Genomic DNA, 16,917 nt, shown 5'->3' on the forward strand with positions numbered 1-16,917 from the left:
CATTGGGGGATCTCAGGGCGCACGGAGCAGGTGGTGCTGCGTGGTGAGGCTGGGGATTGGTTCGGGCATCGTCGGGAGGAGTCCGGACCGCTCTGTGTCCGCAGGCGACGCCAGGACGATGTTCTGCTGGGGGCTGAGGCTCAGGTGGTGTCCGTGTCCCGGAATACGCTAGGCGGCCATGGACTGGCTGGAGCGGGTGGCGAAGCTGAGACGGTGGACGAGCAACGACGTTCGGGCGCCGCACAAACCGTTGCTGCTGCTGTACGCGCTGGGCAGCTTCCAGCGCGATGCCGACGGTGAACTGCGGTACAGCGCTGTCGAGGAGGAGCTGAAGCGGCTGCTCGAGGAGTACGGGCCGTCCCATCCGACCACCCCCGCGTACCCGTTCCACCATCTGGTCAGTGACGGTGTCTGGGAGGTCAGGACCGACCAGGGGCTGGGGAGCCCGGGGAGTGGCGTGCGGGTCCTGCGCTCCAGCGGGGCGACCGGCAGGCTCGCGTCCGAGTTGCGAACGGCGCTGCGGAAGGAGCCGGCGCTCCTGGGCCGGTTGGCGCGGGTGCTCCTGGACTTCCACTTCCCGCCGTCACTGCACGCAGACCTGTGCGAGGCCGTCGGCCTTGACCTGGACCTGGTCGAGGCCGCGGGCGTGACCGGCGGCCCGGGCGGCCCGGGCGGGCGGGAGCGAGCGGCGCGACGGCAGCGGGACCGGCGGATGCGTGAACTCGTCCTGACCGCTTATGAGTTCCAGTGCGCCTTCTGCGGCTACGACGGGATGCTGGGCGCGAGCACGGTCGGCCTGGAGGCAGCGCACGTGCGCTGGTGGTCCTACGACGGGCCGGACGAGGTCGACAACGGCCTGTGCCTCTGCTCGCTGCACCACAAGCTCTTCGACAAGGGCGTCCTGGGCCTGGGGGAGGGCCACCGCATACTCGTCTCGCGGCGCTTCGTCGGGCGCAGCGAGGCCAGCAGGCAGCACGTGCTCGCCCTGGCCGGACGGCCGGTCATCGGCCCGCAGGCGGGGGTTCCCGCGGTCGCGGGCCAGCACCGGCAGTGGCACGCCGAACAGGTCTTCCGGGGTGAGGCCCGGGAGCCCCTGACCCCGGCGCTTTCGGGCTGACAGAGGCCGTACGGTCGCTGACTGGTCAGCGACCGTACGCCGTCCGACTCCAACTCGGGTGGCCCGTTCCCGATCGCGCAGAATCGACGGGACCGTGTGTCCTGCCCGGAATCAGTGAGTGGTCATCGGCCGTGGGTCGCTCTGCTCCATCGCGGTCTGTCCCACCTGCTCCGTGACCAGCTCCCGAAGCTTGGCCCGCGTCTCCGGGTCCGTCGAATACACCACCGTGCCGATCATTCCCCGCGTCAGCAGCACCTTGTAGGTATTGCGGATCAGACGGTCGATGTCGGCATCGCTGATGGACTTGCGGAACACCGGGTCCTTGGACGCCGTCCGGTCGGTGACCCACCGGTCGGTGCGCCAGACGAGGTCCGGCCCGAGGATGACGCCGCTCCAGTCGTACTCGAAGCCCTGCGCGGTGTACACGCAGCCGACCTGGCCGAAGCCGGCCGGATCGGTGGCCCACAACGCGGCCGGCGGGGCACCGGCGATCGAGCGGTCGCCGTACACGTTCCACGGACGAGCCCAGTCACCAATGTGCACGTCGAGAGGGAGCTGGTCGCCCGGAGCCACCTTCGTCGTCCACTTCCAGCAGTACCCGGCCGACATCCGGGCCCCGTACCCCTCCGCGCGCCGGGCCTCGAGGAACGCCTCCAGCTCCTGGGGGCTGTCCACGACCTCCAGGGCGACCTTGCCGTCGGGCTCCCAACCGACCGGGCCACCGGCCTCGAGGCCCAGCAGCCGCACCACCCAGCTCAGGTAGGCGTCACTGCCGCCGCAGCGGAACTGGCTGTCCAGCTCCACCACCTGGCACTCCAAGCCCTTCACCGCGGCGGCCGCCCGGATCTGGGCCACCGTGCCCATCTCGCCCGGCCGCACGACCTGGTGCTCGTCCAGCAGGAACACCGGCACCCGGGCGGCGTCGATCAGCTCCTCGATCTGGGCCTTCCCCGTGCGCTGGGCAGCCCGCGTGTAGCGGTTCGCCGACGTCTCCCGGATCCGGTGCGCCTCGTCGCAGATCAGCACGTCCAGACCGTTGCGCTCGGCGGTCATGAAGCTGTTGAAGTACTTGAACAGGTCCTGGACCTCACGCTTCCGCGCCCCGGCGACCCGGCGCATCGTGGTGGTGAACGAGCTGGAGCCGGTCGCGTGCAGAGCCGTGACGCCACGCCGGTACAGATCACCCAGGAGGGACAGCGCGATGACGCTCTTCCCGGTACCCGGGCCGCCCGTGATGACGACGACCTCCTTGTGATCGGACTGCTGCGCCTGGCGGACCGCGCGCAGCACCAGCTCGTAGGCGACCCGCTGCTCGTCCAGCAGGACGAACTGCTCGCGCTCGCGGACCTCGTCGGCGGCGACCGCCATCAGCTGCTTGGACGGGGCTACCTTGCCCGCGAGCAACTGGTCCGCCGCCTCGGCACCGGAGACCGGCTTCAGTTTCGAGCGGAGGTACTGGACGAACTCCCCGCGGCGCTCGGCGGTGAAGAGCCGGCCGCGTTCGTCCTGCGGTACCTCGTAGAGGCCCTGGACGCCGAACTCCGTGGCGTTGTGGAGGAACGCCACGCCGGACAGCCGCTCGGGATGGGCGGCGAGCGCGCCGTTGAAGGAGATCAGGTAGTCGCAGTAGCCGCGGACCTGCTCGATCGGGTTCAGCACCGGCCGGGTGTAGGCGTCGACCCGGCAGAGCAGCGGCTCACCGTCCTCCGGGGCCGCGTTGCTCCACTGCTTGAGCTCGACCACCACGTACGACGGCTCGCCCGTGCCCGGGTGGACGCCGGCGAGTATGACGTCCGCGCGCTTGCTGTTGAGCGGCAGCGAATACTCGAGGAGCACCTCCACCATGCCGAGACCGGCGTCCAGCAGCGCGTTGGTCAGAACCGGGATGCTCCGCTCCCAGGACCGCACCTCGGACGGGCTCGGCTTGTGGCCGTGCTTGTGGACGAACTGGTCGATGAGACGCACGAACAGTGATCCGGCCAGGCTCTCGGCGGCGACCGCGGACGCGGAGTCGCGGAACAGCAAGACATGCTCCCAGGTAGCACGAAGTGAATCGTGCGGGTGGGGGCATGTCCCTGAGGGGAAGCCCGGCGGGCCGCGCTGATGACAGGGCCCAACCTACAACGGGGGCCTGGGCTCGTACCCGAACGCCTGCATGGGACTCAATCCTCCGTTTGGGTGACGCGATCCATTGAGCGTGCGGCGCACTGAAGTGCACCCCTTCGGTCGACTATGGGGTGAACTGTCGCATCAGCGAGACTTGCTTGGTCAGTGGCCCTCCGCAGTATGACCTCAACCTGATAGGTTCCGACGGTGCGCCCAGAGTGACGCCACGCCGCTGCTTGACTCCTTCATGCCGATCACTTGCTTCTAGCAGTTCTAGCGGTCGCGGAAACAATGCGGCGACCACTCGCCGGGACAGCCGAGGATCGCAACGATCCTGGCCCAGTCTGTGGTGCTGCTCGTTGAACGTGGGCGCCGCCTTCCGGAGTTGCCGGTGATCGCAATGGCGGCATCGAATGAGCCCGTAGCATCGAGGTCGCGTGGCAGTCGTCCTTCCGGGCGGCCGGGGACCGTAATTTCAGTGACCCAGCACTATTGATCAGAACATCGGGGTAGCGGTCGCCCTTTGGGACGGTCGAGGATTGCAACATCGTCTACGTCCGGCTGGTCGACAAGACCGCCGTTGTGGCGGTCGCCCTTCTGAGCGGCCGAGGATTGCAACTACATGCCGAACGGCATGGTGACCGCGCGCGGCGCAGTGGCGGTTGCCCTTCGGGGCGACCGAGGATTGCAGCACCCGGGTCTCCGCCTTCACGGGGGCGCGGGGGCAGGTGGCGGTCGCCCGCCGGGGCGGCAGAGGATCAACAGCGTGATCGACAACGCAGTGCACCGAGACAAGAAGGTGGCTGTCGTCCCCGGGCCGACCGACGACCACAACACCATCGCCGACTGATCAAGGAGAGCGTCATGCTCAAGTGGCGTTCCCCCCGGGGGGGAAGCCGAGGATAGCAATGGACAGACGCTCACGTCGGCCATGGCGAGTGGCGGTCGGCCTCGCGGGCGGCCGAGGATCGCAACACCCCGATCGGTTTGCTGATCAGGCACTGGGACTCGTGGTGGTCGTCCTCCTTGGTGGCCGAGGATCGAAACCAGAACCGCACGACGGAGCTGAAGCCGGCCTTGACCGGTGGCGGTGGCCCTTCCGGGTGGCCGAGGATCGCAACTTGAGTATCTGCCCGACGGCACTACTTATCTGCCCAATGGCGGTTGCCCTTCGGGGCGGCCGAGGATCGCAACGTATTGGGGATGCCGGGGCTTGGGACGTCCACCATGTGGCGGTCGCCCTCCAGGGCGGCCGAGGATCGTATCCCTCCCAGGCCAGGCGCCCGGCGTCGCCTGGACCTACAGCGGTCGCCTTTCGGGGCCGCCGAGAATCGCAACTTCGCCGGGACCTCGTCGACGGTCACCAGGACCGCAGTGTCGGTCCTCCTCCGGGACGGCGGAGGGTCGCAACTCCATCGCTGACAGCTCCTCGGTGCCCTCCACCACCGTGGTGGTTGTCCTTCGGGGTGGCCGAGGATCCCAACAGCGTCGCGGACCTGGCGGTGCTCTTGGCCGGCATGGTGGCGGTTGCCCTTCGGGGCGGCGGAGGATCACAACAGATTCGGCACCGACAGCGGGAACACGGCCGACCAGAGAGGCGGTCACCCTTTGGGGGGCCGAGGATCGAAACAGGAAGGTGACGTTGTAAAGGCGAGCTAGATGGTCCAGTAGCGGTCGCGCTTCGAAGCGGCCGAGGATCGCAGCAAACTTGATCTTGGTCAGGCCAAGAATGCGGCCGGGCGTGGCGGTCGCTCTCCGGGGGCCGAGGATCGAAACCAGTCCACGATGCAGAACATCTTCGTGACGTGGGACGTGGCGGTTGCCCTCCGGGGTGGCTGAGGAGCGCAACACCAGCAGCGGCTCCGGCTTCCAGTTGGTGCCGACGTGGCGGTCGCTCTCCGGGGCGGCCGAGGATCGTAACTGGGGGACGGACGCGAGGTTGATGACGTGGCCGGCGGTGGCGGTTGCTCTCCCGGGCGGCCGAGGATCGCAACCACTTCCGCAACGCCGAGCCTTACGGCGTGCCAAGTGGCGGTCGCCCTCCGAGGCGACCGAGGATCGTAACCGCGCCATGGCGCGCACGTCGGACGAAGTCGCCGAGTGGCGGTCGCCCTTCGGGGCAGCCGAGGATCGCAACCAGATCCACTGGATGACCCAGCACATGAGCCCCACCAGTGGTGGTCGCCTCCCCGGGGGGCGACCGAGGATCGGAACGCCACCGAACAGTGACAGTGCGTCGGCCTCGTCGGTGACTTGGCGGCGGTAGCTGTTCCTGGCTGCCGAGGACCGTCGTCTTGGGGCAGGCGTCCGACCGGTCTGGGCTTGTGATGACGATGCCTGCTCGGTTTGGGGCTTGATCGCCGTCGCATGCCCATGTCGTATCGGATCGCTAGGCTTCTGAGTCATGCGTGACAGATCTCTCTACGCTCACTCGCCCAACGGCGCCGGCCAGTGGCATCTGTTGGGAGATCATCTTCGTGGATCGGCTGAACTGGCTGCTCGGTTCGGTGCGGAGTTCGGAATGGCTGCCGCGGCAGAGTATTTGGCGCTCGTTCACGACGTCGGCAAGGGTGCTTGTGCGTGGCAGGACCGCCTGGTGGAGGTTGCCGATACCGGAGCGAGGGTCGGGATCGATCACAAGCGGGCCGGGGTCCATCTCGTTGCTCAGTGTTTGCCCTGGCCTCTTGCCGGGGTGGTGGAGGGGCACCACGGGGGCTTGCGGTCCGGGGGTGAGCTGCGGGCTCTGGTGAGGGAGTTGCGGGCGCGGCCTGGCGTTGTGGATGAGGCGATTCGGCGGGTGGCGCTGCAGGTTCCCGAGATCGAGCAGTCGGGGATTGCGGTGCCGGGTTGGCTGTCAGACCCTGATGGCGACAGCGGCCTATCTGATGTCGACCTGATGGTCCGGATGCTGTTCAGCTGTGTCGTCGACGCGGACCACCTGGATACCCACGCGCACTTTCGCGGCCACTCGCCCTATGTCCGGCCGGGCGCGGACATGGCTGCCCTTGCCGAGCGGTTCGAAGAAGCTCGGAAGACCATGCTCGCAGGCCGGAAGCCGTCGCGGATCGACAAGATCCGCACAGACATCTACGACCAGGCCGTCGCCGCGGCGGGCGGCGGGCCGGGGATCTACCGGCTGCACGTGCCGACTGGCGGGGGAAAGACACTGGCCGCGGCCGCGTTCGGGCTGCACCACGCAGTGCGGAACGGTCAGCGGCGGATCATCGTCGCGGTGCCGTTCATCAGCATCACCGAGCAGAACGCCTCCGTCTACCGAAGGATGCTCGGCGAGCGGGACGTCCTCGAACACCACTCCTCCGTCGATCTCGACCGCGCGGGCTGGGCCCGCCTGGCGGCGGAGAACTGGGACGCGCCGTTCGTGATCACGACCACGGTGCAGCTGTTCGAGTCCCTCTTCAGCCGCTCGCCGTCCAGGATGCGCAAGCTCCACCGGCTGGCCGGATCGGTGATCGTCCTGGACGAGGTCCAGGCGCTGCCGGACCGGCTGCTGGTTCCCATCCTGTCGGCACTGCGGGGGCTGACCGAGCGGTTCGGCACGACGGTGCTGCTGTCGTCCGCTACCCAGCCCGAGTTCAGCAGCATCGACGGCACGAGGCACCGGCACGTCATCCCCGACCCCGCACCGCTCTTCTCGGCTCTCGAACGCGTCCGCTACGAGTGGCGAGAGGACACCACACTGGCCGCCATGGCCGGCGAAGCCTCCCGGCACGAGCAGATGCTGATGGTCGTCTCCACCACCCGCGACGCAAACGCCGTCCACCAACAGCTGCCCGCGGGCGCCCTGCACCTGTCCACCCGCATGACCTCGGGACACCGCCGGGAGACGATCGAGGAGATCCGCACGCTCCTGGCGGCCGAGCAGTGTGTCCGGGTCGTGTCCACGTCGCTGATCGAGGCCGGCGTCGACCTCGACTTCCCGATCGTCTTCCGCGCCTGGGCCCCACCGGAGAACCTCCAGCAAGCGGCCGGCCGCTGCAACCGCGAGGGCCACTTGCACCGCGGGACGGTCGTCGTCTTCAAGGCCCACGACAGCGGCCGGATCCCGGACCCGTCGTACAGGCTCTCGCTCGGCATCGCCAACAACCGCTTCGGCGACGGCCCCGACAAGGCCGACCCGGACAATCTCACCGCACTCGCCCACTACTCCAGGACCCGATACCGGCTCCAGGGCCTCGCCAACCTCGGAAACCCGATCGAAGAACTGCGACGGCAACTCGACTTCCCGGCCGTGGCAGAGCAGTTCGTCATGATCGGCGAAAGCACGGCGAGCGTCGTCCACGTCCGGCCCGAGCTGAAACCCGAGGAACAAGCCGCGGCCCGTGCCGCCATCGACATGCTCCGCACAGGCCAGCCCTGCGGACCCGAGACCCTGCGCGTCCTGCAGCCCCACATCGCCGGCATCCCCAAGGCCGAGGCGGACGCCGCGCTGGCAGCCGGCCACGCGAAGCTCATCGTCGACGACCTCGTCGAGTGGGTCGGCCCCTACCATCCACAGCGTGGCATCGAGCCGCCGAATCGGTAGCGGTGCCCCGGGCGGCTGCCGGCCCCGACCACTCTCGCCCGGAAGCGAGTCGGCTGGCCACGTCGCGAGGAACTCCCTGCGCCTCCTCGCCCTGAGCGTGCGGAGGCCTCACTGCGGTCCGGCAGGGACAGCCGGGTCGGAACGCGCGTGTTGGGTAGGCTCCCGGACCGTGGCGCCGCCTCCTCGCAGGGGCGGCGAGGATCGAAACACAGGCGTGCTGGTGTCTGTCAGCACGTTCGCGCCCCCGTCGGCCTCCCGGCGGGGGCGTCATTGTCAGTGACCCCTGATACACATTCGGCAACGACATGGGCCGTGGACATCACGGTGCCGTCGAGGCTGTCAAGCCCTCCCGGGAAGCAGCTTCATAGGAGTGCTCGTGATGCTACGGTCCGTGCCTGACACATCGTCACATTGCCCTGGAGAGGGTGATTTCCTTGCCGAGCCATGCCCAGACGCGCTGGCCGGAGCCGCCGGTGACCGTCGAGCTGTGGGGACCACTGGCCTGCTTCACGCGACCCGAACTGAAAGTCGAACGGGTCAGCTACCCCGTCATGACGCCCTCCGCGGCCGTCGGAGCGCTCAGCGCCATCTTCTGGAAACCGGAGATGCAGTACGTCATCCAGTCGATCGAGATCCTCACCCCGATCGACTGGATCAACATCCGACGCAACGAGGTCAAGTCCGCCATCACCGCACCCCGCATCAAGGCCCTGCGCGCGGACCACAAAGAACGCTACGACGTCGAGCACGACCGGGACCAGCGCAACACCGTGGCACTGCGCGACGTCGCCTACCGCGTGAACACCCAGATCATCCCGACCCACAGCGCCAAGGCACCGGCCGCCAAATACCGGGAGCAACTGCGACGCCGCACCGAGCGCGGCGGATGCTTCTCGCAGCCCTTCCTCGGCTGCCGGGAGTTCTCCGCGAACTTCGGCCCCCGCGGATCATGGCCCGGCAGCCCCACCGACGCGAAAGCCGGCCCCATCGAGCGAACCGAGGAGCTCGGCGTGATGCTGCACTCGATCAGGTACGGCGACCGCGGCCAGGAGACATACCACTGGTTCCGCGCCCGCCTGGACAACGGCGTGCTCCACGTCCCGCGACGCCCCCTGGGCGACGACGAGGTCCACATGCCCGCCGGCTCCTGGCGAACCGGAGCCTGACCATGCTGCTGCAACGCCTCACCGAACGCGTCGCCGACCAGGAACACTCCTACACGAAACCAGCGACGATCAAATGGGCCGTGTTCCTCGACGGCGACCTGGCGGACCTCCAGGACCTGCGAGTACCCAAGGGTCAGCCCGCGCTCCGCCTGGACGTGCCGACCTCCACCCGCACGGTCGCCATCGCACCGTGCCTGCTCGCCGACAACGCCCAGTACGTCTTCGGCGTACCGAAGGCCGACCCCAAAACCGGAGAGATCAAGGACAAGGACGCCGCCCGGGCGGCGAAATGCCGCACGGCCTTCGCCGAGCTCGCCCGGCAATGGGCAGCCGCCAACCCCGGCGACCCCACCGCCGAAGCCGTCGTCCGCTTCCTCGGCACCACGATGGAGCTGCCGGCTGACATGGCCGCCGGCGACCTGGTTGCCATCAGCGTCGACGGCCAATGGGCCCACCAGCAGCCGACCGCCCTGCAGTTCTGGGCGGAGAAGGTCAGCGACTCCAAAGGAGCTGGCAACACCGGCCTGTGCCTCGTCTGCGGACACGAACGCCCCCTGCTCGCCACCGTTCCGATTTCGATCGCCATGGGCGCCATCCCCGCCAAACAGGCCAAGAGCACCCAGCTCGTCAGCGTGAACACCGCCGCCCAAGGCCGCGCCGGCGTCACCGCCGGACTCGCCGCCACCCCCCTGTGCGAGAGGTGCGGAACGGCCGCCACCACCTCACTCGGCGAACTCCTCGCCGACCCGAAGCACCGCCGGCGCGCCGACACCGCAGTGACGGTCTGGTGGACCCGCGAACCTGTCAAACGCAACCACTTCGGAAACCTGGACGACCCGCAACCCGAGGACATCGCCAATCTCATCGCGAAGATCTTCAAACCGGGCACCGGGACCACCGAATACTCCGCCGACGTCAACAAGTTCTACTCCGCCACCCTAGGCGCCAACTCCTCACGCGTCGTTGTACGCGACTGGATCGACGTCCCCCTGCCCGTCATCGAAGACTGCCTCGGCCGCTGGTTCCGCGACCACCGATACCTCGACCCCTGGTCACCCCAAGGCACCCAGGACCACCCGCACCCGGACACCGACCCGCGCTACCAGGCCTACCCGATCTGGCGACTCACCCTCGCCTGCGCCCGATGGGTCAAAACCGACAAGAAATACCACCCCAAGACCATCCCCGAAGGCATCGACGAAGCACTCCTCCACAGCGCCCTCCACGGCACACCACCCCCCGCCTGGATGCTCCCCCGACTCCTCGCCCGCATCCGCGCCGACCGCCGCATCGACGGCCCCCGCACCGCCCTCCTACGCCTAGCCCTCACCCGCCACCACACCCAGGAGCACGGCATGCCCGGCCTCGACCCCAACGCCAACGACCCCGCCTACATGTGCGGCCGCCTCTTCGCCACCCTCGCCGCCGTCCAACGCCGCGCAGCAAAAGACACCGGACGCACCGTCAACACCACCATCACCGACAAATACTTCGGCACCGCCATGAGCAGCCCCGCCACCGTCCTCGCCAACCTCCGCGCCGGCGCCGAAAACCACCTCCGCATCATCCGCCGCCGCAACCAGCCCACCGCCAACGCCCTCGAAGCCCGCATGCGCGACATCTACCAACACCTCAACGACGTCCCCCTGCTGCTCACCGTCCCCGAACAGGGCCGTTTCGTCCTCGGCTACGAACACCAGCGCGCGGCCGACATCACTGCCGCACTCGCCTACAAGGCTGCCAAGGAGCATGCCGCCGGGCCGGCCGAGCCCCAGCCTGCCGGGGCCGGTGCGCTCTTCGACGTCTCGGACCTCATCGAAGCTGCCCCGGCCGATGCCGAAACCGCCTGACCACCCGTTTACCGGAAAGCGAGAGCCCACCATGACGATCCCCGCCCACCTCGACCCCGCGCGCAAGCACGACTTCGTGTTCCTCTTCGACATCGTCGACGGCAACCCCAACGGCGACCCCGACAACGGCGGCGCCCCCCGTACCGACCCCATCACCATGCAGGGCTACGTCACCGACGTCGCCCTCAAGCGGAAGATCCGCAACACCGTCGCCCTCCTGAACGCCGGCCGCCCCGGCTACGACATCTACGTGGAAGCCGGCGTTGCCCTCAACGCCCAGCACGAGCGCGCCTACGACACCGGCGGCGCGGCCAACGAGTCCGAAGCCCGCGGCTGGATGTGCCAGACCTTCTACGACATCCGCATGATGGGCGCCGTCATGACCACCGGTAAGAACCGCGACCGGACCGCCGGCCGCGTCCAGGGCCCCCTGCAGCTCACGTTCAGCAGGTCCATCGACCCCGTCACCACGATCGAAGTCCCCATCACCCGCGTCACCCCGACCCGAGTCGAGGACCTGGCCACCAAGCAGACCGAGATGGGCACCAAGAACATCGTCCCCTACGGCCTCTACCGCGGCGCCGGCCACTTCTCAGCCCCGCTCGCCGCCAAGACCGGCGTCACCAGCGAAGACCTCCAGGCCCTGTGGCAGGCCTTCGAGATGATGCTGGAACACGACCGCGCCGCCGCCCGCGCCTCCATGGCACTCCGCGGCCTCTGGGTCTTCAGCCACGCCAACGCCTACGGCCAAACCCCCGCCCACAAGCTCCTCGATCGCGTGCACGTCACCCCGCTCGGCCACACCGCAGCACGCTCGTACTCCGACTACAAGGTCACAGTCGACCCAGACGTTCCGGAAGGAATCACTCTTACCGCACTGGTCGACTAGCCAGACCCAAACAGCCCTGGACAGCTGCCTCGCAACTTGATAACTCAACATTGGAACGTATTCGAGCCCAGGCCAGGCCAATGGCCTCCTGACTCGCCGAGGGTCGAAACCCGTCACCCTTCGGGGCAGGCGAAGATCGCAACTCGTAAGTCGTGCAGCTCGCGAGGTAGTCGCGGCACAGTGGCGGTCGCCTTCCTGGGCGGCCGAGGATCGCAACTACGCGACGTCCGAGTAGTCCTCGGTTATGTTGGCTAGTGGCGGTCGCCCTCCCGGGCGGCCGAGGATCGCAACTTCCGGGCCCTGCGCAGTGGCCTGACCCGCATGCCCGTGGCTCTCGCCTTCCAGAGTGGACGAGGATCGCAATGGGTTCACCAACCCCTTCGTCCTGCAGTGCTGGGCGTGGCGGTCGCCTTCCGGGGCGGCCGAGGATTGCAACCCCTTGCCCCACAGCGCGGTGCGACGCCGCTTCCTAGGCGGCGGTTGCCCTTCGGAGCGGCCGAGGATCGCAACGCCTATGACGTCGAGGAGGGCGCGTGGGTCAAGGGCGTGGCGGTTGCCGTCCGGGGTGGCTAAGGATCGCAACACCGGGAACGCCCGCGACGATGCCAACGCAAGCCGTGTGGCGACCCCCGGGGCTGAGGATCGCAACCGCGACATCGTCACCGCTGGCTGGCAGACAGTGCGAGGTGGCGGTCGTCCCCTGGGAACGACCGAGGGTTGCAACAGCGCGACGGTGTCGCCGCTGGCAAGCCGGTGGGAGGTGGCGGTCGTCCTCCCGGACGCCCGAGGATTGCAATGCCAAGGACCGCGTACTGTGGCTGGAGAATCCCCAATGGTGCTTGCCCTCTCGGGCGGCCGAGGATCGCAACTCCCGGTACTGGCCCGTGTAGACGCCAGCGACGGACGATGGCGGTTGTTCTCCGGGACGACCGAGGATCGCAACAAACTTGCCCGGCAGTACGAACTGTCCAACTGCCTTGTGGCGGTCGCTCTTCAGGGTGGCTGAGGATCGCAACGCGCACTACTTCCTCGACCATTACGACGCGCAGTAGCGTGGCGGTCGCCTTCGCAGGCGGCCGGGGATCGCAACATGGACCCCGTACACGCCTCCGCCGACGGCAACGCCTTGGCGGTCGCCCTTTCGGGTGGCCGAGGATCGCAACGCCAACGCCCCGAAGCGCACTCAGCGGGCGGCTGGCGTGGCGGTGGCCCTTCGGGGTGGCCGAGGATCTCAACGGCTTGACGCCAAGCACGGAGCAGGTCCTGGCGAGGTGGCGGTCGCCTTCCCGGGCGGCCGAGGATCGCAACCAGAAAGCTGGAACGCCCGCCCAGAAAACTGGAACGTGGCGGTTGCCCTCCGGGGCGGCCGAGGATCGTAACCAAGCGGTTGAGATGCGGGTGCTGGCCGCGCTGGTGCGGTTGCCCTCTGCGGCAGCCGAGGATCGCAACGTGTATCGCGTCGCCGCTCCCTTGCGGTAGTGAACGGTGGCGGTCGCCTTCCGGGCGGTTGAGGATCGCAACAGAGAGTGTGCGGGCAGGCGGCTACAGCCTTCTGAGTGGCGGTTGCTCTCCGGGGCGGTCGAGGATCGCAACTTCCCGTACTGTCGGCGGGACGGCCAGGTGTACGCGCGTGGCGGTCGCCCTCCGGGGCGGCCAGGATCGCAACACGTGCCGACTCTCCGTCCCCCAGCCCGGCGGCCGGTGGCGGTTGCCCTCCGGGGCGGTCGAGGCTCTCAACCAGCAGCTTGTGCGTCGTTGCTCGGTCGATGGCTCTCAGCGGCGGTCGCCTTCCGGGGCGGCCGAGGATCGCAACTTCGTCCCCGGCCCGTACACCGCGACCGCCACCGACCGTGGCGGTCGCCCTTCGGGGCGGCCGAGGATCGCAACTCGGCCTCGTGCAGGCGGCGATCGCGCTCGCCGTCGGGTGGCGGTCGCCCTTCGGGGCGGCCGAGGATCGCAACGCCGCGACGCTCGTGTGGATGCGGCGCATGGCCCTGGTGGCGGTCGCCCTTCGGGGCGGCCGAGGATCGCAACATCTGCCCGATGAGCTCGTAGCCCCAACGCAGGTAGTGGCGGTGGCCCTTCGGGGCGGCCGAGGATCCCAACATCCCGTGGGCCCGCGACCTCGACCGCACCATCGTCGTGGCGGCCGAGGATCGCAACTCGTTCACGCCCGGGTTCGCGAGCGTGCGCGACATGCTGATGGTCGCCCTCCGGGGCGGCCAAGGATCGCAACCAGACGATCGAGCGCAACGTCCTCGATCCGCTGCAGAGTGGCGGTCGTCCCCCTGGGTGGCCGAGGATCGCAACGTCGATGACACCGAAGCGTACGTGCAAGCCCCCGAGGTAGCGGTCACCCTTCGAGGCGGTCGAGGATCGAAACGACTGGAACGAGCTGCCCCGCCCGGGCGAGTCCGGTGTGGCGATCGCTCTCCGGGGTGTCCGAGGATCGCAACGTCCTGGACGAGGCGGCGGTGATCTGCCCGGTGCCGGTGGCGGTCGCCATCCCGGGCGGACGAGGATCGCAGCGACGGCCCTCGCAAGCGTCTGACGGGCGCGCAGGTGGTGGCGGTGGCTCTTCGGGGTGTCCGAGGATCGCAACATCGCCTCCAAGCTCTTCGAGAAGCAGGGACAGATCGTGGCGATCGCTTTTCGGGGTGGCCGAGGATCGCAACCGCGTCCGCTCCGGCTCGTGGATCCTGGTCTCGCAGTGGCGGTCGTCCGTCGGGGGCGAGGGATCGCAACGGCGGGAACACTGATGCCCGTGGCATCTACGGCAAGTGGTGGTTGCCCTTCTGGGTGGCCGTGGATCGCAACTCGGTGGTGATGTCGAGTTCGGTGCCGTTGTTCTTGTGGCGGTAGCCTTCCGGGCAGCCGAGGATCGCAACATCGGCACGCAGACCCGCGCGGATGCGAATGCCGCGGTGGCGGTTGCCCTTCGGGGCGGCCGAGGATCGCAACGGCACCAAAGCCGAAGAGCTGGGCACGGCACTGTTGGCGGTCGCTCCTGGAGCGGCCGAGGATCGAAACAAAGCTGCCGTCAATCGACTCTGGATGACCGACACTGTGGGGAGCTTGACTGCCAGTGTGGCGGTTGCCCTTTGGGGCGACCGAGAATCGCAACGGCTTCCTGGAGGTGGAAAACCTGTGCAGCCTCTATTGGCGGTCGCCTTTCCGGATGGCCGTGGATCGCAACATCGACCCGGCCTACCTCCATGGCGAACATGCCATGGAGGCGGCCATCTTCCAGGGCGGCCGAGGATCACAACCTCCCTATGTGTGGCCCAAGCTCGCTGTGCGTGCCGGCGGCGGTCGCCTTACTCGGTGGCCGAGGATCGCAATGATGGCCCGCGCTCGATCCAGCAGGTGATCAACGGGGTTGCGGTTGCCCTTCGGGGCGGCTAAGGATCGCAACGAATTTGATCTTGGTCAGGCCGCGAATGCGGCCAGTGTGGCGGTCACCCTTCGGGGTGGCCGAGGGTCGCAACGACATGGCGGCCATCCACGGCAAGACCATCAAGGGGTGGCGGTCGCTCTTCGGACGGCCGGGGATCGCAACGGCGCAACCGACTTCATCGCGTGGATCGCCCCACGCGGTGGCGGTCGTCCTTCGGGGCGGCCGAGGATTGCAACATGTAGAGGCTGCCCCAGGAGCGCCCACCCACGTCCGGGTGGCGGTCGCCCTTCGGGGGCGAGGATTGCAGGGGGTAGTGGACGTCAGTGATCACAACGGGCCCGCCGGGTGGCGGTCGCCCTGTGGGACAGCCGAGGATTGCACTCCCGGTGCGGGGTCGAGTTGGATCCCGAGGTGCGAGTGGCGATCGACTATTGAGCCTTCGCCATCTTCGAACGTGCTGGTCGGAGGGGCTGGTGTGACGCTGGGGCGGGGTGCTCGTGCTGGTCGTGGGCAGGAGTCTGTCGTCTTGATCGTCTGACGGGCCGGTTTCGCCGATTCCTCCGCGTCCCAGGCCTGGTGAGGCCTACGATCCGACTCATGGTGGAGTCCGAGATCGCGGAACGGATCGCCGCGCGACGCGCGGAGGCGGACGAACTCGAAGAACAGCTGACCAAGCAGATCGCGGAGGTCCGGACCGAGCGCGACGAACTCGCGGTGGCCGAACGAGTCTGGCAGCGGATGACCGAACAGCTCGCCGCCGAAACAGCCGCGGCCGAGCCGGTGACCGCGCAGGTCGCGGGCCGTGCGGTGGTGCTGGTCCCGCATCGCGGGCCCGGCGTAGGTAAGGACGCGCTGCCGCCGCTGGGGCTCGAGGTGGTGGTGCGGAGCAAGCCGGAGCCGCTGCGCGGGAAAGCTGTCCAAGCTCGCCGGGCGGAGCTGGCTGCGGAAACCGCCCGACGGCCGCTTCGCCGCGTGTCTGTGACCCGGGACGCGACGCGGTGATGGGGCTCACCCATTTCGGCTCTGACCGGAGTTCGTTAATGATCTTCAAGACATTGCCGGACCTCGAGTAATCTCCCGATGTGACTGGGACTGAGCCAACGAATCCTCAGGTCGAGGCCGACCGTGGGCGCATCGCGCTGTGGCTGGCCCCGGCCGACCTGGCCTGGCTGGCCAAGCATTGCGGCTGCGGGGTCGACGCAAGCGAGGAGGAGAAGGACCACTGCGGTCGGATCCGCTTCCGCGCGAGTGCCGCGCTGCACAAGCACGGCCGCTCCGGCTGACAGTCGGTCAACCGATGACATTCTCGGAACTGCGATCAGAGAGGAGCCCAGTGAGGAGCTATGAGGATTGCCGCCGGGCGCCGGTCGTTCGAGCTCGCCGAGGGACGGGATGAGAGTCCATATTCATCTGGGGTACGTATCGCTGGAACGGGCCCTGAGGTTCTACGTCGAAGAGTTGGGATACTTCTCGTTCGCGCAGGACTTCGGGATGGGCCACATCCTGCTCAGGTCCGTACACACCGAGGACCTCGGCCTGATGCTTCGCGAGGTTGACGCCGCATCGGGCGATCACCCGATCTTCTCGCTCTCCGTCGCGAACGCCTCGGCGGAGTTCGAGAGACTCAAGGCCCTGAAGTTCGAAGAGGGCGTCGGGCTGGTCGGCAGCGAACTCATGGAGTGGCCTCTCGGGCGTACGTTCACGGTCAACGACCCTTCGGGAAATCGGTTCACCATTGACGAGTGGCGCTACAGCAAGCCTCGCCAACTTCGAACGTGCTGGTCGGAGGGGCCGGCGTGACGTTCTCCGGGGTGCTCGTCCTGGTCGTGGGCGGGAGTCAGCGGTCTTG

The 16,917-nt window shown here is 68.2% G+C and carries 10 protein-coding genes; 8 read left to right on the forward strand and 2 right to left on the reverse strand.

The genetic code is table 11. The annotated features are described in order from the left end of the window. The first annotated feature begins 178 nt into the window (after positions 1-178). The gene (locus ACWGJO_RS01500; protein ID WP_452181614.1) at positions 179-1,117 is read left to right on the forward strand and encodes a phosphorothioated DNA-binding restriction endonuclease; all 939 of its coding nucleotides are present in this window, start codon (positions 179-181) and stop codon (positions 1,115-1,117) included. A gap of 111 nt (positions 1,118-1,228) precedes the next feature. On the opposite strand, the gene ACWGJO_RS01505 is transcribed toward ACWGJO_RS01500, so the two are convergent. Then, positions 1,229-3,142 (reverse strand): DNA/RNA helicase domain-containing protein, encoded by a 1,914-nt coding sequence (locus tag ACWGJO_RS01505; RefSeq protein ID WP_452181615.1) that lies wholly within the window; start codon positions 3,140-3,142, stop codon positions 1,229-1,231. 2,485 nt (positions 3,143-5,627) lie between these two features. Here ACWGJO_RS01505 and ACWGJO_RS01510 point away from each other — a divergent pair. The 4 genes from ACWGJO_RS01510 (at position 5,628) to cas7c (ending at position 11,671) form a co-directional block, all read left to right on the forward strand. Further along, positions 5,628-7,766 carry a CRISPR-associated endonuclease Cas3'' gene (locus tag ACWGJO_RS01510; protein WP_452181616.1) on the forward strand — a complete coding sequence of 713 codons (2,139 nt, stop codon included), beginning with the start codon at positions 5,628-5,630 and terminating at the stop codon, positions 7,764-7,766. A 473-nt stretch (positions 7,767-8,239) separates the two neighbouring features. Next, positions 8,240-8,932: a type I-C CRISPR-associated protein Cas5c gene (cas5c, locus tag ACWGJO_RS01515; RefSeq protein ID WP_452181617.1), complete on the forward strand. Its 693-nt coding sequence runs from the start codon at positions 8,240-8,242 to the stop codon at positions 8,930-8,932. A gap of 2 nt (positions 8,933-8,934) precedes the next feature. Next, entirely contained in the window at positions 8,935-10,782 is a 1,848-nt protein-coding gene (gene cas8c, locus ACWGJO_RS01520) for a type I-C CRISPR-associated protein Cas8c/Csd1 (RefSeq protein WP_452181618.1), read from the forward strand. A 31-nt stretch (positions 10,783-10,813) separates the two neighbouring features. Beyond that, positions 10,814-11,671 carry a type I-C CRISPR-associated protein Cas7/Csd2 gene (cas7c, locus tag ACWGJO_RS01525; protein ID WP_452181619.1) on the forward strand — a complete coding sequence of 286 codons (858 nt, stop codon included), beginning with the start codon at positions 10,814-10,816 and terminating at the stop codon, positions 11,669-11,671. Positions 11,672-14,442: 2,771 nt separating this feature from the next. Here the strand turns inward: cas7c and ACWGJO_RS01530 are convergent. After that, positions 14,443-14,736: a hypothetical protein gene (locus tag ACWGJO_RS01530; RefSeq protein WP_452181620.1), complete on the reverse strand. Its 294-nt coding sequence runs from the start codon at positions 14,734-14,736 to the stop codon at positions 14,443-14,445. A gap of 929 nt (positions 14,737-15,665) precedes the next feature. On the opposite strand from ACWGJO_RS01530, the gene ACWGJO_RS01535 reads away from it, so the two are divergent. The 3 genes from ACWGJO_RS01535 to ACWGJO_RS01545 all read left to right on the forward strand — a co-directional run bounded on the left by ACWGJO_RS01535 (position 15,666) and on the right by ACWGJO_RS01545 (position 16,868). After that, positions 15,666-16,070, forward strand: a complete 405-nt coding sequence (locus ACWGJO_RS01535) for a hypothetical protein (RefSeq protein WP_452181621.1) — start codon at positions 15,666-15,668, stop codon at positions 16,068-16,070. Between the two features lie 80 nt (positions 16,071-16,150). After that, complete coding sequence (locus ACWGJO_RS01540) at positions 16,151-16,351, forward strand: hypothetical protein (protein WP_452181622.1); 201 nt, start codon at positions 16,151-16,153, stop codon at positions 16,349-16,351. A gap of 109 nt (positions 16,352-16,460) precedes the next feature. Continuing rightward, positions 16,461-16,868, forward strand: a complete 408-nt coding sequence (locus tag ACWGJO_RS01545) for a VOC family protein (RefSeq protein WP_452181623.1) — start codon at positions 16,461-16,463, stop codon at positions 16,866-16,868. Positions 16,869-16,917 lie beyond the last annotated feature (49 nt).

Source organism: Kitasatospora sp. NPDC054795, from assembly GCF_053611565.1.

Bases quoted from the DNA above. Each gene is read 5' to 3' on its own strand.
- ACWGJO_RS01535 (WP_452181621.1), top strand. From the start codon at position 15,666: ATGGTGGAGTCCGAGATCGCGGAACGGATCGCCGCGCGACGCGCGGAG.
- cas8c (WP_452181618.1), top strand. From the start codon at position 8,935: ATGCTGCTGCAACGCCTCACCGAACGCGTCGCCGACCAGGAACACTCC.
- ACWGJO_RS01545 (WP_452181623.1), top strand. From the start codon at position 16,461: ATGAGAGTCCATATTCATCTGGGGTACGTATCGCTGGAACGGGCCCTG.
- ACWGJO_RS01500 (WP_452181614.1), top strand. From the start codon at position 179: ATGGACTGGCTGGAGCGGGTGGCGAAGCTGAGACGGTGGACGAGCAAC.
- cas7c (WP_452181619.1), top strand. From the start codon at position 10,814: ATGACGATCCCCGCCCACCTCGACCCCGCGCGCAAGCACGACTTCGTG.
- ACWGJO_RS01510 (WP_452181616.1), top strand. From the start codon at position 5,628: ATGCGTGACAGATCTCTCTACGCTCACTCGCCCAACGGCGCCGGCCAG.